At 62.4% G+C, this 17,878-nt stretch carries 19 protein-coding genes; 15 read left to right on the top strand and 4 right to left on the bottom strand.

Going from position 1 to position 17,878, the window contains the following annotated elements; all coding sequences use genetic code 11:
• Positions 1-71: 71 nt before the first annotated feature.
• The 9 genes from mdcA (at position 72) to madM (ending at position 7,317) form a co-directional block, all read left to right on the top strand.
• The gene (gene mdcA / locus NH234_RS27940) at positions 72-1,742 is read left to right on the top strand and encodes a malonate decarboxylase subunit alpha (RefSeq protein ID WP_085731581.1); all 1,671 of its coding nucleotides are present in this window, start codon (positions 72-74) and stop codon (positions 1,740-1,742) included.
• The gene (locus tag NH234_RS27935; protein WP_367255026.1) at positions 1,742-2,614 is read left to right on the top strand and encodes a triphosphoribosyl-dephospho-CoA synthase; all 873 of its coding nucleotides are present in this window, start codon (positions 1,742-1,744) and stop codon (positions 2,612-2,614) included. Before mdcA ends, NH234_RS27935 begins: the two co-directional genes overlap by 1 nt.
• A complete protein-coding gene (locus NH234_RS27930; protein WP_003229075.1) occupies positions 2,614-2,913 on the top strand; it encodes a malonate decarboxylase subunit delta in 300 nt (99 codons plus the stop codon). The genes NH234_RS27935 and NH234_RS27930 overlap by 1 nt, the downstream gene beginning before the upstream one ends.
• On the top strand, positions 2,906-3,757 hold the full coding sequence (locus NH234_RS27925) for a biotin-independent malonate decarboxylase subunit beta (protein ID WP_367255024.1): 852 nt from the start codon (positions 2,906-2,908) through the stop codon (positions 3,755-3,757). Before NH234_RS27930 ends, NH234_RS27925 begins: the two co-directional genes overlap by 8 nt.
• Entirely contained in the window at positions 3,754-4,539 is a 786-nt protein-coding gene (mdcE, locus tag NH234_RS27920) for a biotin-independent malonate decarboxylase subunit gamma (RefSeq protein ID WP_367255021.1), read from the top strand. The genes NH234_RS27925 and mdcE overlap by 4 nt, the downstream gene beginning before the upstream one ends.
• Complete coding sequence (locus NH234_RS27915) at positions 4,533-5,153, top strand: malonate decarboxylase holo-ACP synthase (RefSeq protein ID WP_367255019.1); 621 nt, start codon at positions 4,533-4,535, stop codon at positions 5,151-5,153. Before mdcE ends, NH234_RS27915 begins: the two co-directional genes overlap by 7 nt.
• The gene (gene mdcH, locus NH234_RS27910) at positions 5,150-6,070 is read left to right on the top strand and encodes a malonate decarboxylase subunit epsilon (protein WP_367255017.1); all 921 of its coding nucleotides are present in this window, start codon (positions 5,150-5,152) and stop codon (positions 6,068-6,070) included. The genes NH234_RS27915 and mdcH overlap by 4 nt, the downstream gene beginning before the upstream one ends.
• A 64-nt stretch (positions 6,071-6,134) precedes the next feature.
• A complete protein-coding gene (madL, locus tag NH234_RS27905) occupies positions 6,135-6,551 on the top strand; it encodes a malonate transporter subunit MadL (protein ID WP_085731588.1) in 417 nt (138 codons plus the stop codon).
• A 1-nt stretch (position 6,552) separates the two neighbouring features.
• A complete protein-coding gene (gene madM, locus NH234_RS27900) occupies positions 6,553-7,317 on the top strand; it encodes a malonate transporter subunit MadM (protein ID WP_085731589.1) in 765 nt (254 codons plus the stop codon).
• 45 nt (positions 7,318-7,362) lie between these two features.
• Here the strand turns inward: madM and NH234_RS27895 are convergent, their stop codons facing one another.
• Entirely contained in the window at positions 7,363-8,280 is a 918-nt protein-coding gene (locus NH234_RS27895) for a LysR substrate-binding domain-containing protein (RefSeq protein ID WP_085731590.1), read from the bottom strand.
• A 141-nt stretch (positions 8,281-8,421) separates the two neighbouring features.
• Here NH234_RS27895 and NH234_RS27890 point away from each other — a divergent pair, with 141 nt between their 5' ends.
• The gene (locus NH234_RS27890) at positions 8,422-9,039 is read left to right on the top strand and encodes a hemolysin III family protein (protein ID WP_085731591.1); all 618 of its coding nucleotides are present in this window, start codon (positions 8,422-8,424) and stop codon (positions 9,037-9,039) included.
• Here NH234_RS27890 and NH234_RS27885 read toward each other — a convergent pair.
• Positions 9,036-9,947 carry a LysR family transcriptional regulator gene (locus NH234_RS27885; protein WP_367255014.1) on the bottom strand — a complete coding sequence of 304 codons (912 nt, stop codon included), beginning with the start codon at positions 9,945-9,947 and terminating at the stop codon, positions 9,036-9,038. The genes NH234_RS27890 and NH234_RS27885 overlap by 4 nt on opposite strands.
• A gap of 108 nt (positions 9,948-10,055) precedes the next feature.
• Between NH234_RS27885 and NH234_RS27880 the strand changes: the two genes are divergently transcribed.
• Together NH234_RS27880 and NH234_RS27875 are read left to right on the top strand one after the other, a co-directional pair.
• On the top strand, positions 10,056-11,297 hold the full coding sequence (locus NH234_RS27880; RefSeq protein ID WP_367255012.1) for a D-amino acid dehydrogenase: 1,242 nt from the start codon (positions 10,056-10,058) through the stop codon (positions 11,295-11,297).
• A gap of 41 nt (positions 11,298-11,338) precedes the next feature.
• Positions 11,339-12,241, top strand: a complete 903-nt coding sequence (locus NH234_RS27875; protein ID WP_367255009.1) for a transporter substrate-binding domain-containing protein — start codon at positions 11,339-11,341, stop codon at positions 12,239-12,241.
• A gap of 4 nt (positions 12,242-12,245) precedes the next feature.
• Here NH234_RS27875 and NH234_RS27870 read toward each other — a convergent pair whose 3' ends face one another.
• Complete coding sequence (locus tag NH234_RS27870; RefSeq protein WP_085731594.1) at positions 12,246-12,965, bottom strand: 16S rRNA (uracil(1498)-N(3))-methyltransferase; 720 nt, start codon at positions 12,963-12,965, stop codon at positions 12,246-12,248.
• Positions 12,966-13,015: 50 nt separating this feature from the next.
• Positions 13,016-14,422, bottom strand: coding sequence for an adenosylmethionine--8-amino-7-oxononanoate transaminase (locus NH234_RS27865; RefSeq protein ID WP_367255007.1), 1,407 nt, complete (start codon positions 14,420-14,422; stop codon positions 13,016-13,018).
• A 223-nt stretch (positions 14,423-14,645) separates the two neighbouring features.
• Here NH234_RS27865 and NH234_RS27860 point away from each other — a divergent pair, with 223 nt between their 5' ends.
• The 3 genes from NH234_RS27860 (at position 14,646) to NH234_RS27850 (ending at position 17,867) form a co-directional block, all read left to right on the top strand.
• A complete protein-coding gene (locus tag NH234_RS27860) occupies positions 14,646-16,442 on the top strand; it encodes a flavin monoamine oxidase family protein (RefSeq protein WP_367255005.1) in 1,797 nt (598 codons plus the stop codon).
• Positions 16,443-16,690: 248 nt separating this feature from the next.
• A complete protein-coding gene (locus NH234_RS27855) occupies positions 16,691-17,242 on the top strand; it encodes a cytochrome b (protein ID WP_085731598.1) in 552 nt (183 codons plus the stop codon).
• Positions 17,243-17,273: 31 nt separating this feature from the next.
• Positions 17,274-17,867 carry a YceI family protein gene (locus NH234_RS27850; protein WP_085731599.1) on the top strand — a complete coding sequence of 198 codons (594 nt, stop codon included), beginning with the start codon at positions 17,274-17,276 and terminating at the stop codon, positions 17,865-17,867.
• Positions 17,868-17,878: the final 11 nt, after the last annotated feature.

Below are 17,878 nucleotides of genomic sequence, written 5' to 3'. Positions count from 1 at the left end.
CCGCGCTTGATTGATGCCCCTCGATCACACTCCTAAGGTAGCTCCACGACAGCGAACCCCGTGGAGTGAGCATGACAACAACAATTTCCCCCGACTCGCGCTGGACGCGGCGGCGTGACGAGAAGCTGCGGCGCCTCGACAAGGTGCGCGGGCTGGCCGACGGTGCGGTGCTGCCCACCGACAAGATCGTCGCGGCGCTCGAAGCGCTGATCCTGCCCGGTGACCGTGTGGTGTTGGAGGGCAACAACCAGAAGCAGGCGGATTTCCTTTCCCGGGCCTTGGCCATGGCCGATCCAGAAAAGCTCCACGACCTGCACATGATCATGCCCAGCGTCGGCCGCTCCGAGCACCTCGACCTGTTCGAACGCGGCATCGCCCGCAAGCTCGATTTCTCCTTCGCCGGCACCCAGAGCCTGCGTATCAGCCAGTTGCTGGAAGACGGTCTGCTGGAAATCGGCGCGATCCACACTTACATCGAACTCTATGCCCGTCTGGTGGTGGACCTGATCCCCAACGTCGTGCTCTCGGCCGGGTTCATGGCTGACCGTGCCGGCAACATCTACACCGGCCCGAGCACCGAAGACACCCCGGCGCTGATCGAACCGGCGGCTTTCAGCGACGGCATCGTCATCGTCCAGGTCAATCAACTGGTGGACGACGTCAGCGAACTGCCTCGCGTGGATATTCCCGCATCGTGGGTGGATTTCGTGGTGGTGGCGGACAAGCCGTTCTACATCGAACCGCTGTTCACCCGCGACCCTCGCCACATCAAGCCTGTGCACGTGTTGATGGCGATGATGGCGATCCGCGGCATCTACGAAAAACACAATGTGCAGTCGCTGAACCACGGCATCGGTTTCAACACCGCCGCCATCGAACTGATCCTGCCGACCTACGGCGAATCCCTCGGCCTCAAGGGCAAGATCTGCCGTAACTGGACGCTCAATCCGCACCCAACCTTGATCCCGGCCATCGAAAGCGGCTGGGTCGAAAGCGTGCATTGCTTCGGCACCGAACTGGGCATGGAAAACTACATCGCCGCTCGCCCGGACGTGTTCTTCACCGGGCGCGACGGCTCGCTGCGTTCCAACCGGATGTTCTGCCAACTGGCCGGGCAATACGCGGTGGACCTGTTCATCGGCGCGACCCTGCAAGTCGATGGCGATGGCCATTCCTCTACCGTGACTCGTGGCCGCCTCGCCGGTTTCGGCGGCGCACCGAACATGGGCCACGATCCGCGCGGTCGCCGTCATGGCACCCCGGCCTGGCTCGACATGCGCCATGACGATTCGCAGCAGCCGATGCTCGAACGCGGCAAGAAGCTTGTGGTGCAGATGGTCGAGACCTTCCAGGAGGGCGGCAAACCGACCTTCGTCGAAACCCTCGACGCGGTGGACGTGGCGAAGAAAAGCGGCATGCCGCTGGCGCCGATCATGATCTACGGCGACGACGTCACCCACCTGCTCACCGAAGAAGGCATCGCCTACCTGTACAAGGCGCGCTCGCTGGAAGAGCGTCAGGCGATGATCGCTGCCGTTGCCGGCGTCACTGCCATCGGCCTGCGCCACAACCCGAAAGACACTGAACGCATGCGCCGCGAAGGCCTGATCGCCTTGCCCGAAGACCTTGGCATCCGTCGCACCGACGCCACCCGCGAATTGCTCGCGGCGAAAAGCGTGGCCGATCTGGTCGAGTGGTCCGGCGGCCTCTACAACCCGCCCGCCAAGTTCAGGAGCTGGTAATGCACGCACTCAACCTGAAAGCGAAACCTGTTTCTCTGGCTGACCGATTAGCGGACCTGGCAGTGGACGCGCTGATCGACGAAGCCGACCTGTCGCCGAAACCGGCGCTGGTCGACCGACGCGGAAATGGTGCGCACACCGATCTGCACCTGGGATTGATGCATGCCTCGGCGTTGGCGCTGTGGCCGGCGTTCAAGGAAATGGCCGAAGCTGCGCTCGAATTCGGCGAAATCGGCTTGCCGCTGCGCGAAGCCATCGGCCGCATCGGACGGGAAGGCGAGCAGGCGATGCTCACCACCACCCACGGCGTGAACACCCATCGCGGGGCGATCTGGGCGCTGGGCCTGCTGGTCACGGCTGCTGCGCTGGACACCAAGTCCACCAGCGCTGGCGCCGTTACCCTGCGCGCTGCGCGTCTGGCATTGCTCGATGACCGTTATGCGCAGCGCCCGCTGAGCCATGGCGCGCAAGTCGCCCAACGCTACGGCGCTCGCGGTGCCCGGGAAGAAGCGCAACTCGGCTTCCCGTCGGTGGTGCAGCGCGGTTTGCCGCAGCTCAAACGCAGCCGCGCCGCCGGCCATGGCGAACAGAACGCCCGGCTCGATGGCTTGCTGGCGATCATGACCAGGCTCGCCGATACCTGCGTGCTGTACCGCGCCGGCGAACAGGGCCTGCACGCCATGCAGCACGGCGCCCAGGCAGTGCTCGACGCCGGTGGCAGTGCCAGCCTCACCGGTCGCCGCCGCTTGCATGAACTGGATCAACAACTCATCGCATTGAATGCCTCGCCCGGTGGCGCCGCCGACTTGCTCGCCTCCACGTTGTTGCTCGACCGGATCGAGTGCGACGGCATCTTTCAGGGAGCGTTTTGATGGAAACCTTATCCTTTGAATTCCCCGCCGGGCAGCCGCCACGCGGTCGGGCGCTGGTCGGTTGTGTCGGCTCGGGCGATCTGGAAGTGCTGATCGAACCGGGCCTGGCCGGCAAGCTGACTATCAATGTGCAGACCTCGGTCAACGGTGCGCAGCAGCGCTGGCAACATCTGTTTGCGCGGATGTTCGACGGCACCACACCGCCGGCGATGGCCATCGATATCCACGATTTCGGCGCGACCCCGGGCGTGGTGCGCCTGCGTCTGGAACAAGGCTTCGAGGAGATCGGCCATGACTGATACCTCAGCGCTTCTGCACAAACATTCGTTCGTCGAACTTGGTGCTCGGCAGCGGGCAAAAGCCTTGCTCGACGCCGGCACCTTCCGCGAACTGCTCGATCCGTTCCAACGCGTCATGTCGCCATGGCTCGAACGTCAGGGCGTGGTGCCGCAGGCCGATGATGGAGTGGTGATCGCCAAGGGCAGCCTCGACGGTTTGCCGGTGGTGATCGCGGCGATTGAAGGCGCGTTTCAGGGCGGCAGTCTTGGTGAAGTCGGTGGCGCCAAAATAGCCGGCACACTGGAACTGGCGGCTGAAGACAACCGCAAAGGCATCCCGACCCGCGCCATCCTGCTGCTGGAAACCGGCGGCGTGCGCTTGCAGGAAGCCAACCTCGGACTGGCGGCGATTGCCGACATCCACGCGGCGATTGTCGATCTACAGCAGTACCAACCGGTGGTCGGCGTGGTGGCCGGCAGCGTCGGTTGTTTTGGCGGGATGTCGATTGCCGCCGCCCTGTGCAGCTATTTGCTGGTGACCCAGGAAGCACGCCTCGGCCTGAACGGCCCACAGGTGATCGAGCAGGAAGCCGGGATCGAGGAATACGACTCCCGCGACCGGCCCTTCATCTGGAGCCTGACCGGTGGCGAGCAACGGTTTGCCAGTGGTCTGGTGGACCGTTATGTCGCCGATGACGTGGTGCAGATTCGTCAACAGGTCGGCGAGTTGCTGCAACTGGGCTTGCCGAAACAACCGCGCAGCCAGCGTGCCGAGTGGTTCCTGCAACGCCTGACGAGCCTGGACACTGACAAGCAAATCGAGCCTTCGGTGGTTCGCGATCTGTATCAAGGAGAGCGCTCATGAGCGGTTATTCCGTGCGCGGTTTGAACTGGTTCAACGCCTTGAGCGCTGGCGCGAATGCCGTTGAAGGTTTGCCGCCATCGCTGAAGGTCGCCGACGGGGCACTCGGGCGTTTTATCGCCGTGGTCGCCGATCCGCAAAACCGTTTCCCTCGGGCTCGCAACGGTGAAGTCGGATTGCTCGAAGGCTGGGGCCTGGCCAAGGCTGTGGATGATGCGATCACCGCCGACCGTGACAAAACACAAAAGCGCCCATTGATCGCCATCGTCGATGTGCCGAGCCAGGCCTATGGTCGCCGCGAAGAAGCCCTCGGCATTCATCAGGCGCTGGCCGGTGCGGCGGACGCCTACGCCCGCGCTCGCCTGGCCGGGCATCCGGTGATTGCGCTGCTGGTGGGCAAGGCCATGTCCGGGGCATTTCTGGCCCACGGTTATCAGGCCAACCGCTTGATCGCCCTGCGTGATCCGGGGGTGATGGTGCATGCGATGGGCAAGGCGTCGGCGGCGCGGGTGACCCTGCGCAGCGTCGAAGAGCTGGAAGCCCTGGCGTCCAGCGTGCCGCCGATGGCTTATGACATCGACAGCTACGCCAGCCTCGGATTGCTCTGGGAAACCCTGTCGGTGCAGCAGATCGATCAGCCGACAGCGGAGGATCTGGCGCGGGTGACCGAGTGCCTGACCCAGGCCATCGGCGATGTCACCGGCAGTGATCTGAGCGGTCGCCTTGGCGCGACCAATCGTGCGGCGTCCAGTCGGGTGCGCGAGTTGCTGAGGGCGCAGTGGTGAACAGCTTTCTCGCCCACGACTTGCTGTGGGGCATGACGCCTGAGCAGTTGCCGGCGGATGCGCCGCAGTGGGCGATTGATTCGCTGGCTGTCGGGCAACCGGTGGTGGTGCGGCGGGCCGTGAGCGCTGAAGGTCTGGTCGCGGTTGGCGTGCGCGGTGTGCTGCGCGAGCAGCGCTTGGCGGCGTTCATGGCGATTGATTCGATTGCCTGTCGGGTCAGCCCTGAAGCGCTTTGTCATGTCGAGAGTGGGCGTGATCTGCCGGTCATGCACGCGCTCCGGCAACTGCGGCCGGTGCTCGATGATTGCGGTTGGGTCTGGGGTGTCAGCGGCAGTGTCGGATTCGAATTGGCGAGTGGATGTGCGGCGATGCACGAACGCAGCGATCTCGACTTGATCCTGCGTACACCGCAACTCATCACCCGTAATCAGGCGCGCAAACTGGTCGCGGTTTTCGATCAGGCGATCTGCCGGGTCGACATGCAATTGCAGACGCCGTTTGGTGCGGTGGCTCTGCGCGAATGGGCCAGTACTTCGGCGCGAGTGTTGCTGAAAAATACCCATCAGGCCTGCCTCGTTTCAGATCCGTGGAACCCGCAGGAGCAGGCAGCGTGAGCAGTCTGCTGGTGTTTCCCGGCCAGGGCGCACAGCAACCCGGCATGCTCCAGCGTTTGGCTCGGGAAACGCTGATCGAGGCCAGCGATAACCTCGGTGAGGATGTCTTGCGGCTGGATTCGATCGAAGCGTTGCACAGCACCCGGGCGGTTCAGCTCTGCCTGCTGATCGCCGGAGTCGCAGCGTCGCGGCAGTTATTGCAGGACGGACTCACCGCAGACTACGTCGCCGGCCTGTCCATCGGTGCCTACCCGGCAGCGGTAGTCGCCGGCGCGTTGAGCTTCAGCGATGCGTTGCATCTGGTCAGCCTGCGCGGCGAGTTGATGCAGCAGGCTTATCCACAGGGCTTCGGCATGACCGCGATCATCGGTCTGCAATTATCCACAGTCGAAGATTTGCTGGCGCAGGTGCACGGCGCAGAAACGCCGGTTTACCTGGCCAACATCAACGCCGATAACCAGGTGGTGATTGCCGGCAGCGACAAGGCGATGCAAGCGGTCGCCGAGCTGGCGCGCAGTCGTGGCGCCGGGCTGGCAAAACGTCTGGCGGTCAGCGTGCCGTCGCACTGCCCATTGCTGGATGAGCCTGCGCAAACACTCGCCGAAGCGTTCGCCAGAGTTGAACTGAAAACACCGAACATCGCTTACCTGAGCGGCAGTCGCGCAAGGTCTGTGACCAACGCCTGCGCGCTGCGCGACGATCTCGCCTTCAACATGTGCCGCGTGGTGGACTGGCGCGGCACCGTGCAAAGCGCCTACGAGCGCGGCGTGCGACTACAGATCGAACTGCCGCCCGGTGCGGTGCTTACCGGGCTGGCGCGCCGGGTGTTCGAACAGGGGACTGTCACTGCCTTCGACAGTGCCCGGCTCGACACCTTGCAGGCGCTGTTGCGAGAGGAGGAGGGCCGACGACCCTAAATCACCGACTCAGGCTTCGAACAACAAAAACAACATTCGACGATGCACTTTGAGGACTACAACAATGATTATTTACGGTGTGGCGCTGCTGGCGATCTGTACGCTGGCAGGGGTGATCATGGGTGACCTGCTCGGCGTGTTGCTGGGGGTCAAATCCAACGTCGGCGGGGTCGGCATCGCCATGATCCTGTTGATCTGCGCGCGGCTGTGGATGCAAAAACGCGGCGGCATGACCAAGGACTGCGAGATGGGCGTCGGCTTCTGGGGCGCCATGTACATTCCGGTGGTGGTGGCGATGGCCGCGCAACAGAACGTCGTCACCGCGCTGCACGGCGGCCCGGTGGCGGTGCTGGCGGCAATCGGTTCGGTGGTGGTCTGTGGTTGCACCATTGCCCTGATCAGCCGCACCCACAAGGGTGAACCCTTGCCCGATGAACCGGCGGAAATCTCCCCGGCCGGCACACCGGTAGGAGGTCGCTGATATGTGGGATCTCATTGAAAAAGGTCTGGAACACAATGGTCTGATCACTGCGTTCGCCTTCGTCGGCGTGATCATGTGGGTCTCGGTGATTCTCTCCAAACGCCTGACGTTCGGACGGATTCACGGCTCGGCGATTGCCATCGTCATTGGCCTGGTGCTGGCCTGGGTCGGCGGCACCATGACCGGCGGACAGAAAGGCCTGGCGGACCTGTCGCTGTTCTCCGGTATCGGCCTGATGGGCGGCGCGATGCTGCGGGATTTCGCCATTGTTGCCACCGCTTTCGAGGTGCAGGCGACCGAGGCGAAGAAGGCCGGGTTGATTGGTGTGATCGCGTTGCTGCTGGGCACGATCCTGCCGTTCATTGTCGGTGCGTGCATGGCCTGGGCCTTCGGTTATCGCGATGCGGTGAGCATGACCACCATCGGCGCGGGTGCGGTGACCTACATCGTCGGGCCTGTGACTGGCGCAGCGATTGGCGCGACCTCGGATGTGATGGCGCTGTCGATTGCCACCGGTTTGATCAAGGCGATTCTGGTGATGGTCGGCACCCCGGTGGCGGCGCGCTGGATGGGCCTCGACAATCCACGCTCGGCGATGGTGTTTGGCGGGTTGGCCGGGACCGTGAGTGGTGTGACGGCTGGGTTGGCGGCGACGGATCGGCGGTTGGTGCCTTATGGGGCGTTGACGGCTACGTTTCACACCGGGCTTGGGTGCTTGCTTGGGCCTTCGCTGCTGTTCTTCATCGTTCGCGGAATTGTTGGCTGACCTCAACATAACTGATCATTCCCACGCAGAGCGTGGGAATGATCGTTAGGTGGTCTGGCGATTCGCATACATCCGACACTCCGCCAGCAACGCCAACAGATTCGGATCCCGCTCCTTTGCCTTCAAGAACACCACGCCAATGTGCTGCTGCAATCGGTACTTCTCCTGCAACGGAATCAGTTTCACCCGGTTCTCGTACACCGCGGCAATCCTTCCCGGCAGCAACGCATAACCCACCCCCGAGCTGACCATGCTCAGCAGGGTGAAAATGTCGTTGACCTGCATCGCCACCTTCGGCTCGAACCCTGCCTGCCTGAACACCCGAATCCCGTCCTGATGGGTGGCGAAGCCTTGGGTGAGGGTGATGAAGGTCTCATCGCGCACCTCCGCCAGATCCACTTCGCTGCGTTGGGCGAAGCGGGAATCGGCGGGGGTGGCGAGGAAGATGTCGTCGGAAAACAGTGGAATCTGCTCGCAGTCCGGATCGTTGACGCTGTCGTCCAGCGACACCAGGATCGCGTCGACTTCCATGTTTTTCAGCTTGTAGAGCAGGTCGATGTTCGAACCGAGGATCAGGTCGATGTTGAGTTCGCTGCGGCGGATCTTCAAGCCCATGATCAGCTGTGGCACGGTCTTCACCGTCAGCGAATACAGCGAGCCGAGCTTGAAGCGCTCGGCCGAGAACCCGGCGGCTTCGCGGGTCAGGCGCACGCTTTCGACCACGTCCTGAATCAGCTTCTGCGCGCGCTCTTCGAGTACATAGGCGCTCTCCAGCGGGGTCAGGTTGCGTCCTTCGTGCTTGAACAACGGGCAGCGCAGGGCGCTTTCCAGCGAATGGATTGCGCGGTGCACGCTGACGTTGCTGGTCTGCAACTCGGCGGCGGCGCGGGCGAGGTTGCCGGTGCGCATGAAGGCGAGGAACACCTCGAGTTTCTTCAGGGTCAATTCTTCGTCGATCAGCATGGCGCGGACTCTTCTTGGTATCGGTCGATTGTGCCCAAATATCAGGACAGGTGCAGGCCCGCGTTGAACGGAAACATTGCGCTTTTACGCTCAAGGCCCGAGCCTTGCGCGCTGCGGTAATGAAATCGAGGTGTGCGACACATGTATCACGGAGAAAAATTGAACGCCTGGACGCATCTGGTCGGGGCGATAGCGGCGTTTGTCGGGGGCGTCTGGATGCTGGTGATCGCCAGCCTCGACGGCAGCCCGTGGAAGATCGTCAGCGTGGCGATTTACGCCTTCACCTTGCTGGTGCTCTACAGCGCATCCACCGTGTACCACAGCGTGCGCGGGCGCAAGAAAGCGATCATGAAGAAGGTCGATCACTTTTCGATCTACCTGCTGATCGCCGGCAGTTACACACCGTTTTGTCTGGTGACCCTGCGCGGGCCATGGGGCTGGACGTTGTTCGGAATTGTCTGGGGCCTGGCGCTGATCGGCATCCTGCAAGAGATCAAGCCGCGCTCCGAGGCGCGGATCCTGTCGATCGTGATCTACGCGGTGATGGGCTGGATCGTGCTGGTGGCGGTCAAGCCGCTGATCGAGGCACTGGGGACGGCGGGGTTTGCCTGGCTGGCGTCGGGCGGCGTGTTGTACACCGTGGGGATTATCTTTTTTGCCCTTGATCACCGGTTGCGGCATGCCCACGGGATCTGGCATCTGTTCGTGATCGCCGGGAGTCTGCTGCACTTTGTGGCGATTCTGTTTTACGTCCTTTAAGTGCCCGTCAGGCGGTCGAGTTGTTCGCCAGCGCGCTGACTGAATATCTGCAGCAAATCATTCAGGGTGTGCGGCGGTGGCTCGGTGGCACGGGTCACGGCATACAGTGTGATCGGCAGCGGCGGGGCGAGAGGGCGGATAGTGGTGGTGGCCGATGAGGCACCGAGCGCGGTGAACGGATCAATCACCGCCACCCCGGCCCCGGATTCAACCATTGCCCGCGCCAGCGAATACGTCTGCACGGCAATCCGCACCTGAGGCGGTGGCTCGACCGCTTCCAGATAACTGTCGAGGCGCGCAGCCAGCGGATCGGCGCTGGACAGCCCGATCAGCGGCGCCCCGGCCAGAGCCATCAGCGGCAACGGCTGACCAGCGTCTTCCTCCGGCCAATAACCTTTCGGCGCCAGCGCCACCAACACACCCGAGGCCAATGCCTGCGCCTTCAGCCCCGGATGGTCCGGTAACTGCAACGTCAGGGCCACGTCCACTTCGCGCATCAGCAGGTTCTGCATCAGCTCGCGGCTGTGGGCGCTGGACAGTTCGCAGGCGATGTCCGGGAACCGCGCCGTCCACTGCTGGATCGCCGGCGGCAGCAACGACAGCGCCAGCGCCGGCGTCGCGCCGATCCGCAGGCTGTGACCGGGTTCGCGACGCAGGCTCTGGGCCAGACGCCGCACGCCTTGCAGGCTTTCCGTGACCTTGTCGACTTCGCGCTCCAGTTCAAGCGCTTCCGGGGTCGCCTGCAATTTACCGCGCACCCGCAGAAACAACGCAAAGCCCAACTGCTGCTCGGCGTGCTGCAGCACCTTGGTCACCGCCGGTTGCGAGACGTGCAGTAATTGCGCAGCGGCGCTGACCGAGCCGGTCTGGCGAATGGCCTGGAAAATCTCGATATGACGAAGGCGCATGACGATCCCATAACCTTTGTTTATAGGCTTGGCATCTTTATTCATTGTTCGGCGCCTGTCACCTCACCCTAACCTCGGCCTCGTCTTCAAGAACGATTAAGGACGGACATGGCTCAGCGTGTGTGTATCATCGGCGGCGGCGTGATCGGGTTAGCAACGGCCTGGGCGCTGGTGCGCGACGGTTTCGAGGTGACGGTGGTCGAGTCGCGGCAGTCGCTGGGCAGCGAAACCAGTTTCGCCAACGGCGGCCAGTTGTCCTACCGCTACGTTGCGCCGCTGGCCGATGCCGGTGTGCCGTTGCAGGCGATCGGCTGGATGCTGCGCGGCGACTCACCGCTCAAGCTGCGCCCGCGCCTGGACCCGACGCAGTGGCGCTGGATGGCCTCGTTTCTCGCCGCCTGCCGCACTTCGGTAAACCGCGAGAACGCCGCGCATCTATTGCGTCTGGCGCTGTTCAGCCAGAGCACGCTGAAACGCTGGCGCGAGGACGATGGACTCGTCGGTTTCAACTGGCGGCGTAACGGCAAGCTGGTGACCTTCCGTAATGCGGCAAGCTTCGACCATGCACGCAAAGGCCTGACCGATCCGCAGCAACAGCAGGTGTTGTCCGCCTCCGAATGTACGCTACTGGAACCGGCACTGACCGATGCGCCGTTTGTGGGCGCGATTTACACGCCGGATGAAGAAGTCGGCGACTGTCACGGCTTCTGCCAACAGTTGGCGGCGCGATTGCAGGCATCGGGCCGCTGCGAGTTTCGTCTCGGTCAGGCAGTCACCGGCATTCGCCACAGCCTCGGCGCCGTCACGGCCATTGAGCTTGGCGACGAAACCCTGCCGGTCGAACAACTGGTGATCGCCGCCGGCCATCGCAGTCCGTCGCTGACGCTGCCCGGCCTGCGCCTGCCGCTGTATCCGCTGAAGGGCTACAGCCTGACCGTGCCGATTGGCAGTGAAAACCGGGCACCGGACGTCAGTATCACCGACTACGACCGCAAGATTGTCTACGCCCGCATCGGCGAACAGTTGCGGGTGGCGGCGATGGTCGACATCGTCGGTTTCGACCCGGCGGTGGATCCCGAGCGGCTGGCGCTGATCAAACGTCAGGCCCGCGACACCTTTCCCGACGCTGGCAACTACGACGCCGCCGTTGAGTGGGCCGGCATGCGCCCGGCCACCCCCACCGGCGTTCCGCTGCTGGGCGCCACGGCGTATCGCAATCTGTGGCTCAACCTCGGCCACGGCGCGCTCGGATTCACCCTGGCCTGCGGCAGCGGGCAGTTGCTCAGCGAACTGATCGGCCAGCAGCGCACATCCATTGATCTGCACGGGTTCAATCCCCGCGCGGCGTGACGGTCTCTGCTAAAACACCCCACTCACAACGGAGAATAACAATGCAAAAAATCACGTTGCTCGGCTGCACACTGGCGCTGTTCATCGGCGCTCAGGCACAGGCCAATGAAGTGCCGCTGACCGGTACGCTTGGCAAGATCGCCAGCGCCAACAGCATCACCCTGGGGTATCGCGATGCGTCGGTGCCGTTCTCGTATGTGGGCGATCACACCGGCCAGCCGATGGGGTATTCGGTGGAGCTGGCGGGCAAGATCGTCGAGCGCATCAAGCAGCAACTGGCACTGCCGGAGCTGAAGGTGAAGTACAACCTGGTGACGTCGCAGACGCGGATTCCTCTGGTGCAGAACGGCACGGTCGACCTTGAGTGCGGCTCCACCGGGGTGACGGCCGAACGGCAGAAGCAGGTCGCGTTCTCCTACGGTTTCATCTACGTCAAAGGGCAGTTGTTGACCGCAAAGGACAGCGGCATCCACAGCTTCGATGACCTGCGCGGCAAGAACGTGGTGACCACCGCCGGCACCACCAACGAGCGCTATCTGAAGAGCTACAACCTAGACCACAAACTGAACATGTTCGTGATCAGCGCCAAGGATCACGGCGAGGCGTTCCAGATGCTGCAGTCGGGACGCGCAGCGGCCTTCTACATGGACGACGCATTGCTCTACGGCGAGCGGGCCAAGGCGCGCGACCCGCACAACTGGGTCGTGGTGGGGGAGGAGCAATCGCGGGAAATCTACAGCTGCATGGTGCGCAAGGATGATCCGCAATTCCTCGCGCTGGTAAACGGCGCGTTGGCCGATCTGTACAGCTCGGGAGAGATCAACGGAATCTACCGTAAGTGGTTCGAACAGCCGATCCCGCCGAAGGGCCTGAACCTTGAGTTCCCGATGACCAGTGAACTCAAGGCAATCATCGCCAGACCGATCAGTGATCCAGTGCAGTGACGGGTCAGAAATCACCCCACAGCTGCTGCGCCACTGCCAGCGCCACAACCGGCGCCGTCTCGGTACGCAGCACGCGCGGGCCGAGGCGGGCGGCATGGAATCCGTTCCCCTTGGCCTGCTCGACTTCGGCGTCGGACAAGCCGCCTTCGGGGCCGATCAGGAATGCCAGGGTCGATGGTTTGGCGTGGCTGACCAACGGCTCGGCCACCGGGTGCAGGACCAGTTTCAGTTCGGCTTCGGTCTGTTTCAGCCAGTCGGCCAGCAGCACCGGTGGATGAATCACCGGAACCCGCGAACGACCACATTGCTCGCAGGCGCTGATCGCCACCTGGCGCCAGTGCAGCAGGCGTTTGTCGGCGCGTTCGTCCTTGAGGCGCACTTCGCAGCGCTCGCTGAAAATCGGGGTGATTTCGGTCACGCCCAGTTCGGTGGCTTTCTGGATCGCCCAGTCCATCCGCTCGCCCCGGGACAGGCCCTGGCCGAGGTGGATCTGTAACGGCGATTCGACCTGGCCGGCGAACTGCTCGTCGATCTGCACCACGACACGCTTCTTGCCGACTTCCACCAGCGATCCGCGAAACTCGTGGCCGGAGCCGTCGAACAACTGCACCGCATCGCCCTCGGCCATGCGCAGCACGCGGCTGATGTAATGCGCCTGGGCTTCCGGCAGTTCGTGTTCGCCGGTGCTGAGCGGGGCGTCAATAAAGAAGCGGGACAGTCTCATGGTGGTTCTCTAGAAAATTGAATCAGGATCGCTGTTGCGGCGAGTGACGCTTAGCCCGGATCACGGAAGCCGGGATGGAAATCCTTCGGCACCGCCACGCTGACGCTGTCGCGGGTGGCAATGTCGATGCCTTCGCTGGCGACTTTGGCGAGGAAGTCGATCTGCTCCGGGGTGATCACGTACGGCGGCAGAAAATACACCACGCTGCCCAGCGGACGCAGCAACGCGCCACGCTCCAGCGCATGCTGGAACACCTTCAGGCCGCGACGTTCCTGCCACGCATAGGCTTGCTTGGTGGCCTTGTCCTTGACCATCTCGATGGCCAGGACCATGCCGGTCTGACGCACTTCGGACACATTCGGGTGATCGCTCAGATGCGCGGTCGAAGAAGCCATGCGTTGAGCCAGCGCGCGGTTGTTCTCGATCACGTTGTCCTGTTCGAAAATATCCAGGGTCGCCAACGCCGCCGCACAGGCCAGCGGGTTGCCGGTGTAGCTGTGCGAATGCAGGAAGGCGCGCAGGGTTGGGTAATCGTCGTAAAACGCGCTGTACACCTCGTCGGTGGTCAGGCACGCCGCCAACGGCAGATAACCGCCGGTCAGGGCTTTTGACAGGCACAGGAAATCCGGGCGGATGCCGGCCTGTTCGCAAGCAAACATGGACCCGGTACGACCGAAACCGACAGCAATTTCATCGTGGATCAAGTGCACACCGTAGCGGTCGCAGGCCTCGCGCAGCAGCTTGAGGTACACCGGGTGATACATGCGCATGCCGCCGGCGCCCTGGATCAGCGGCTCGACGATCACCGCAGCGACGCTGTCATGGTTCTCCGCCAGCGTCTGCTCCATGGCCGCGAACATGTTGCGCGAGTGTTCTTCCCAGCTCATGCCCTGCGGGCGCAGGTAGCAATCCGGGCTCGGCACCTTGATGGTGTCCATCAGCAGGGCTTTGTAGGTTTCGGTGAACAGTGGCACGTCGCCGACCGCCATCGCCGCCATGGTTTCGCCGTGGTAGCTGTTGGTCAGGGTGACGAAGCGTTTCTTGTTCGGCTGGCCGCGGTTGAGCCAGTAGTGAAAGCTCATTTTCAGCGCGACTTCGATGCAGGACGAACCGTTATCGGCGTAGAACACCCGGTTCAGGCCTTCCGGCGTCATCTTTACCAGACGCTCGGACAGTTCGATCACCGCCTGATGGCTGAAACCGGCCAGAATCACATGTTCCAGCTGATCGACCTGGTCCTTGATGCGCTGGTTGATGCGCGGGTTGGCGTGGCCGAACACGTTGACCCACCAGGAGCTGACCGCATCCAGGTAGCGCTTGCCTTCGAAGTCTTCCAGCCAGACGCCTTCACCGCGCTTGATCGGGATCAGCGGCAGCTGTTCGTGGTCTTTCATCTGGGTGCAGGGATGCCACAACACCGCGAGATCGCGTTGCATCCACTGGTTGTTCAGGCCCATGTTCAGTCTCCTCGAGGCGGCTCGCGTCAGGCGCGGGCAAACAATCGCGCAAGCCTATGCAATGCGTCGCGCCGGGACAACCCATTGCGTCGATTGAGCTACTTTGTATGGGCCGATAGACGTCGCTGGCGGCGTTTTGATGGCTGACGTATTCTTCGCGATTCTTTGGGTCGTATGACCCGCAAAACTGCATTTTCCTACGTGTTTTTCCGGAGTTCGCTGAATGTCTGTCGGTTGGCTGCGCGCCTGTGCGCTAGTGGTGTTGGGGCTTTTCAGCGTTACGGCGCTGGCCAAGGATAAAACCGCAATCGTGATCGGCGGCGGCCTGTCGGGCCTGACCGCGGCTTACGAACTGCAGAACAAAGGCTGGCAGGTCACGCTGCTGGAAGCCAAACCGAGCCTGGGCGGTCGCTCGGGCATGGCCACCAGCGAGTGGATCGGCAACGACAAGGCGCAGCCGGTGCTGAACAAGTACGTCTCGACCTTCAAGCTGAGCACCACGCCGGCCCCTGAATTCGTGCGTACCCCGGGTTACCTGATCGATGGCGAGTATTTCTCCGCCGCCGACCTGGCCACCAAGCAGCCGGCCACCGCGCAGGCGTTGAAAACCTTCGAGAAAACCCGTGACGATCTGGCGCGTTCGATCGACGATCCGCAGAACCCGGCGGCGACCAACACCCTGCACGCACTGGATCAGATCAACGTGTCGAGCTGGCTCGACAAGCAGAACCTGCCTGCCACCGCGCGTCAGTTGATCAACCAGGATATCCGCACCCATTACGACGAACCGTCGCGTCTGTCGCTGCTGTACTACGCACAGCAGAGCCGCGTTTATCGCGGCGTGTCCGACCGTGACATGCGCGCTTCGCGCCTGGTCGGTGGCAGCCCGGTGCTGGCCCAGGCCTTCGTCAAACAGCTGAAAACCATCAAGACCAGCTCGCCCGTTTCCGCGATCGTCCAGGACAAGGACGGCGTGACCGTCAAGGTCGGCGGCGTCGGCTATCAGGCAGACTACGTCGTGCTGGCGGTGCCATTGCGCGCCCTCGACAAGATTCAGCTGACCCCGGCCCTGGATGCCCAGCACCTGGCCGCGATCAAGGGCACCAACTACGGCTGGCGCGACCAGATCATGCTGAAGTTCAAGACGCCGGTTTGGGAAAGCAAGGCGCGTATGTCCGGCGAGATCTACAGCAACACCGGTCTGGGCATGTTGTGGATCGAGCCGGCCCTGAAGGGCGGCGCCAACGTGGTGATCAACCTGTCCGGCGACAACGCCCGCGTCATGCAGGCCTTCGGCGACAAGCAGATGGTCGATCAGGTGCTGATTCGTCTGCACGCGTTTTATCCACAGGCCCGTGGCGCGTTCACCGGTTATGAAATCCGTCGCTACAGCACCGACCCGTCGACTGGCGGTTCGTACCTGGCCTTCGGCCCGGGTCAGATCAGCAAATACTGGCGCCTGTGGGAGCGTCCGCTGCAGCGCGTAGCGTTTGCCGGCGAGCACACCGACACCCTGTACCCGGGCACCCTGGAAGGCGCGCTGCGCACCGGTCAGCGTGCGGCCAGTCAGGTGGAAGACCTGGCGGCAGGCAAATCCTTCGAACCGATCAAGGTCGGCCCGGCAGCGGCCACCGCAGCAGCGGCGGCAGGCGCAGCGGGTGCGGCCACGGCGGCGAAGAAAGGCAACTTCTTCACCAACCTGTTCGGTGGTTCGGATGACGACAAGAAACCGGAGCCAGTAAAAGCGCCAGAGCCGGCACCAGCTCCAGCCGCTCCAGCGTCTGCACCGACTCCGGCACCTGCGCCAGCGCCGGTGGAAGCGCCGAAGCCCGCAACCCCGGTAAAAGCCGAGCCAGCGAAGAAAGCGGCAGCCAAACCAGCGGCGAAAAAGCCTGCGGCCAAGACCGAGGCGAAAAAAGCCCCGGCCAAACCGGCAGCGAAAAAGGCTGAGCCGGCCAAAAAACCAGCCGCAAAACCGGCTGCGACCCCGGCGGCAGCGACCGATACCAAAGCGCAGTAAGGCTTTGCGGTGAATGAAAAAGCGCGGCTTTCAGGCCGCGCTTTTTTATTGCCTGTGAAACAGCGAGCATCCTGTGTTTGCTCGCTCGCCAGCTAATCTCCCGTCACACTTTTCCCCTTTAATCTTTCCTTAACTCCCTTGTTCAAGACTCTTGATCGTATTTCTCGATATTTCAAAGCGAAATTTTCCGCTTTAATTCGATAGATAACTCGCTAGTCTTGGTTCGCAGTTCTCACAGGATTTGGGCAATGCAGCTACGTAACTCTTCTTCGCGCTACGGTTGGGTCAGCATCTTCATGCACTGGGGTGTGGCGCTGGCGGTCTTCGGGCTGTTCGCGCTGGGTCTGTGGATGGTAGGGCTGGATTACTACAGCAGCTGGCGCAAAGACGCGCCGGATCTGCACAAGAGCATCGGTCTGGTGCTGCTGGCTGTGATGGTGTTGCGGGTGCTGTGGCGCTTTGTCAGCCCTCCGCCGCCAACGCTGCAGAGCTACAGCCGCATGACCCGCATCGGCGCAAAGTTCGGCCACGGGTTTCTGTACCTTGCGCTGTTCGCCGTGATGATTGCCGGTTACCTGATTTCCACCGCAGACGGTGTCGGGATTCCGGTGTTTGGCCTGTTTGAAGTTCCTGCACTGGTTTCCGGACTACCGGATCAGGCAGATACCGCCGGGGTGATTCATTTGTACCTGGCGTGGGCGCTGGTAATTTTTTCCGGCCTCCATGCGTTGGCAGCATTGAAGCACCACTTTATCGATCGTGATGCGACCCTCACTCGAATGCTCGGTCGCAAAGCCTGAAGCTCAACCTCGACTCAAAGGAAAAGAAAGCATGTTGAAAAAGACTCTGGCCGCTCTGGCAATCGGTTCTGCCGTGCTGTCCGCCAACGTAATGGCTGCTGACTACACCGTCGACAAAGAAGGCCAGCACGCCTTCGTCGACTTCAAGATCAGCCACCTGGGCTACAGCTACATCACCGGTACCTTCAAGGACATCAGCGGCAAGTTCAGCTTCGATGCTGCCAAGCCTGAAGACAGCAAGATCGAGTTCGACGTGAAGACCGCCAGCGTGTTCACCAACCACGCCGAGCGTGACAAGCACATCGCCAGCAAAGACTTCCTGGACGTGGGCAAATTCGCTGACGCCAAGTTCGTCTCCACCAGCGTCAAGTCCACCGGCAAGAACGCCGATGGCAAAGACACTGCTGACGTGACCGGTGACCTGACCCTGCACGGCGTGACCAAGCCAATCGTGGTCAAGGCCACTTTCCTGGGTGAAGGCAAGGATCCATGGGGCGGCTACCGTGCCGGCTTCGAAGGCACCACCAGCATCAAGCGTTCTGATTTCGGCAAGATGATGGACCTGGGTCCACAGTCTGACAAAGTCGACCTGTACATCTCGTTCGAAGGTGTCAAAGCGAAGTAATTTTCGCCTGA

This window comes from Pseudomonas sp. stari2, from assembly GCF_040760005.1.
Lineage (GTDB): Bacteria > Pseudomonadota > Gammaproteobacteria > Pseudomonadales > Pseudomonadaceae > Aquipseudomonas.
Note: the sequence above shows the minus strand (reverse complement) of the source record. Positions and strands in the feature narration are given on the sequence as shown.

Bases quoted from the DNA above. Each gene is read 5' to 3' on its own strand.
- mdcA (WP_085731581.1), top strand. From the start codon at position 72: ATGACAACAACAATTTCCCCCGACTCGCGCTGGACGCGGCGGCGTGAC.
- NH234_RS27935 (WP_367255026.1), top strand. From the start codon at position 1,742: ATGCACGCACTCAACCTGAAAGCGAAACCTGTTTCTCTGGCTGACCGA.
- NH234_RS27930 (WP_003229075.1), top strand. From the start codon at position 2,614: ATGGAAACCTTATCCTTTGAATTCCCCGCCGGGCAGCCGCCACGCGGT.
- NH234_RS27925 (WP_367255024.1), top strand. From the start codon at position 2,906: ATGACTGATACCTCAGCGCTTCTGCACAAACATTCGTTCGTCGAACTT.
- mdcE (WP_367255021.1), top strand. From the start codon at position 3,754: ATGAGCGGTTATTCCGTGCGCGGTTTGAACTGGTTCAACGCCTTGAGC.
- madL (WP_085731588.1), top strand. From the start codon at position 6,135: ATGATTATTTACGGTGTGGCGCTGCTGGCGATCTGTACGCTGGCAGGG.
- madM (WP_085731589.1), top strand. From the start codon at position 6,553: ATGTGGGATCTCATTGAAAAAGGTCTGGAACACAATGGTCTGATCACT.
- NH234_RS27895 (WP_085731590.1), bottom strand. From the start codon at position 8,280: ATGCTGATCGACGAAGAATTGACCCTGAAGAAACTCGAGGTGTTCCTC.
- NH234_RS27890 (WP_085731591.1), top strand. From the start codon at position 8,422: ATGTATCACGGAGAAAAATTGAACGCCTGGACGCATCTGGTCGGGGCG.
- NH234_RS27885 (WP_367255014.1), bottom strand. From the start codon at position 9,947: ATGCGCCTTCGTCATATCGAGATTTTCCAGGCCATTCGCCAGACCGGC.
- NH234_RS27880 (WP_367255012.1), top strand. From the start codon at position 10,056: ATGGCTCAGCGTGTGTGTATCATCGGCGGCGGCGTGATCGGGTTAGCA.
- NH234_RS27875 (WP_367255009.1), top strand. From the start codon at position 11,339: ATGCAAAAAATCACGTTGCTCGGCTGCACACTGGCGCTGTTCATCGGC.
- NH234_RS27870 (WP_085731594.1), bottom strand. From the start codon at position 12,965: ATGAGACTGTCCCGCTTCTTTATTGACGCCCCGCTCAGCACCGGCGAA.
- NH234_RS27865 (WP_367255007.1), bottom strand. From the start codon at position 14,422: ATGGGCCTGAACAACCAGTGGATGCAACGCGATCTCGCGGTGTTGTGG.
- NH234_RS27860 (WP_367255005.1), top strand. From the start codon at position 14,646: ATGTCTGTCGGTTGGCTGCGCGCCTGTGCGCTAGTGGTGTTGGGGCTT.
- NH234_RS27855 (WP_085731598.1), top strand. From the start codon at position 16,691: ATGCAGCTACGTAACTCTTCTTCGCGCTACGGTTGGGTCAGCATCTTC.
- NH234_RS27850 (WP_085731599.1), top strand. From the start codon at position 17,274: ATGTTGAAAAAGACTCTGGCCGCTCTGGCAATCGGTTCTGCCGTGCTG.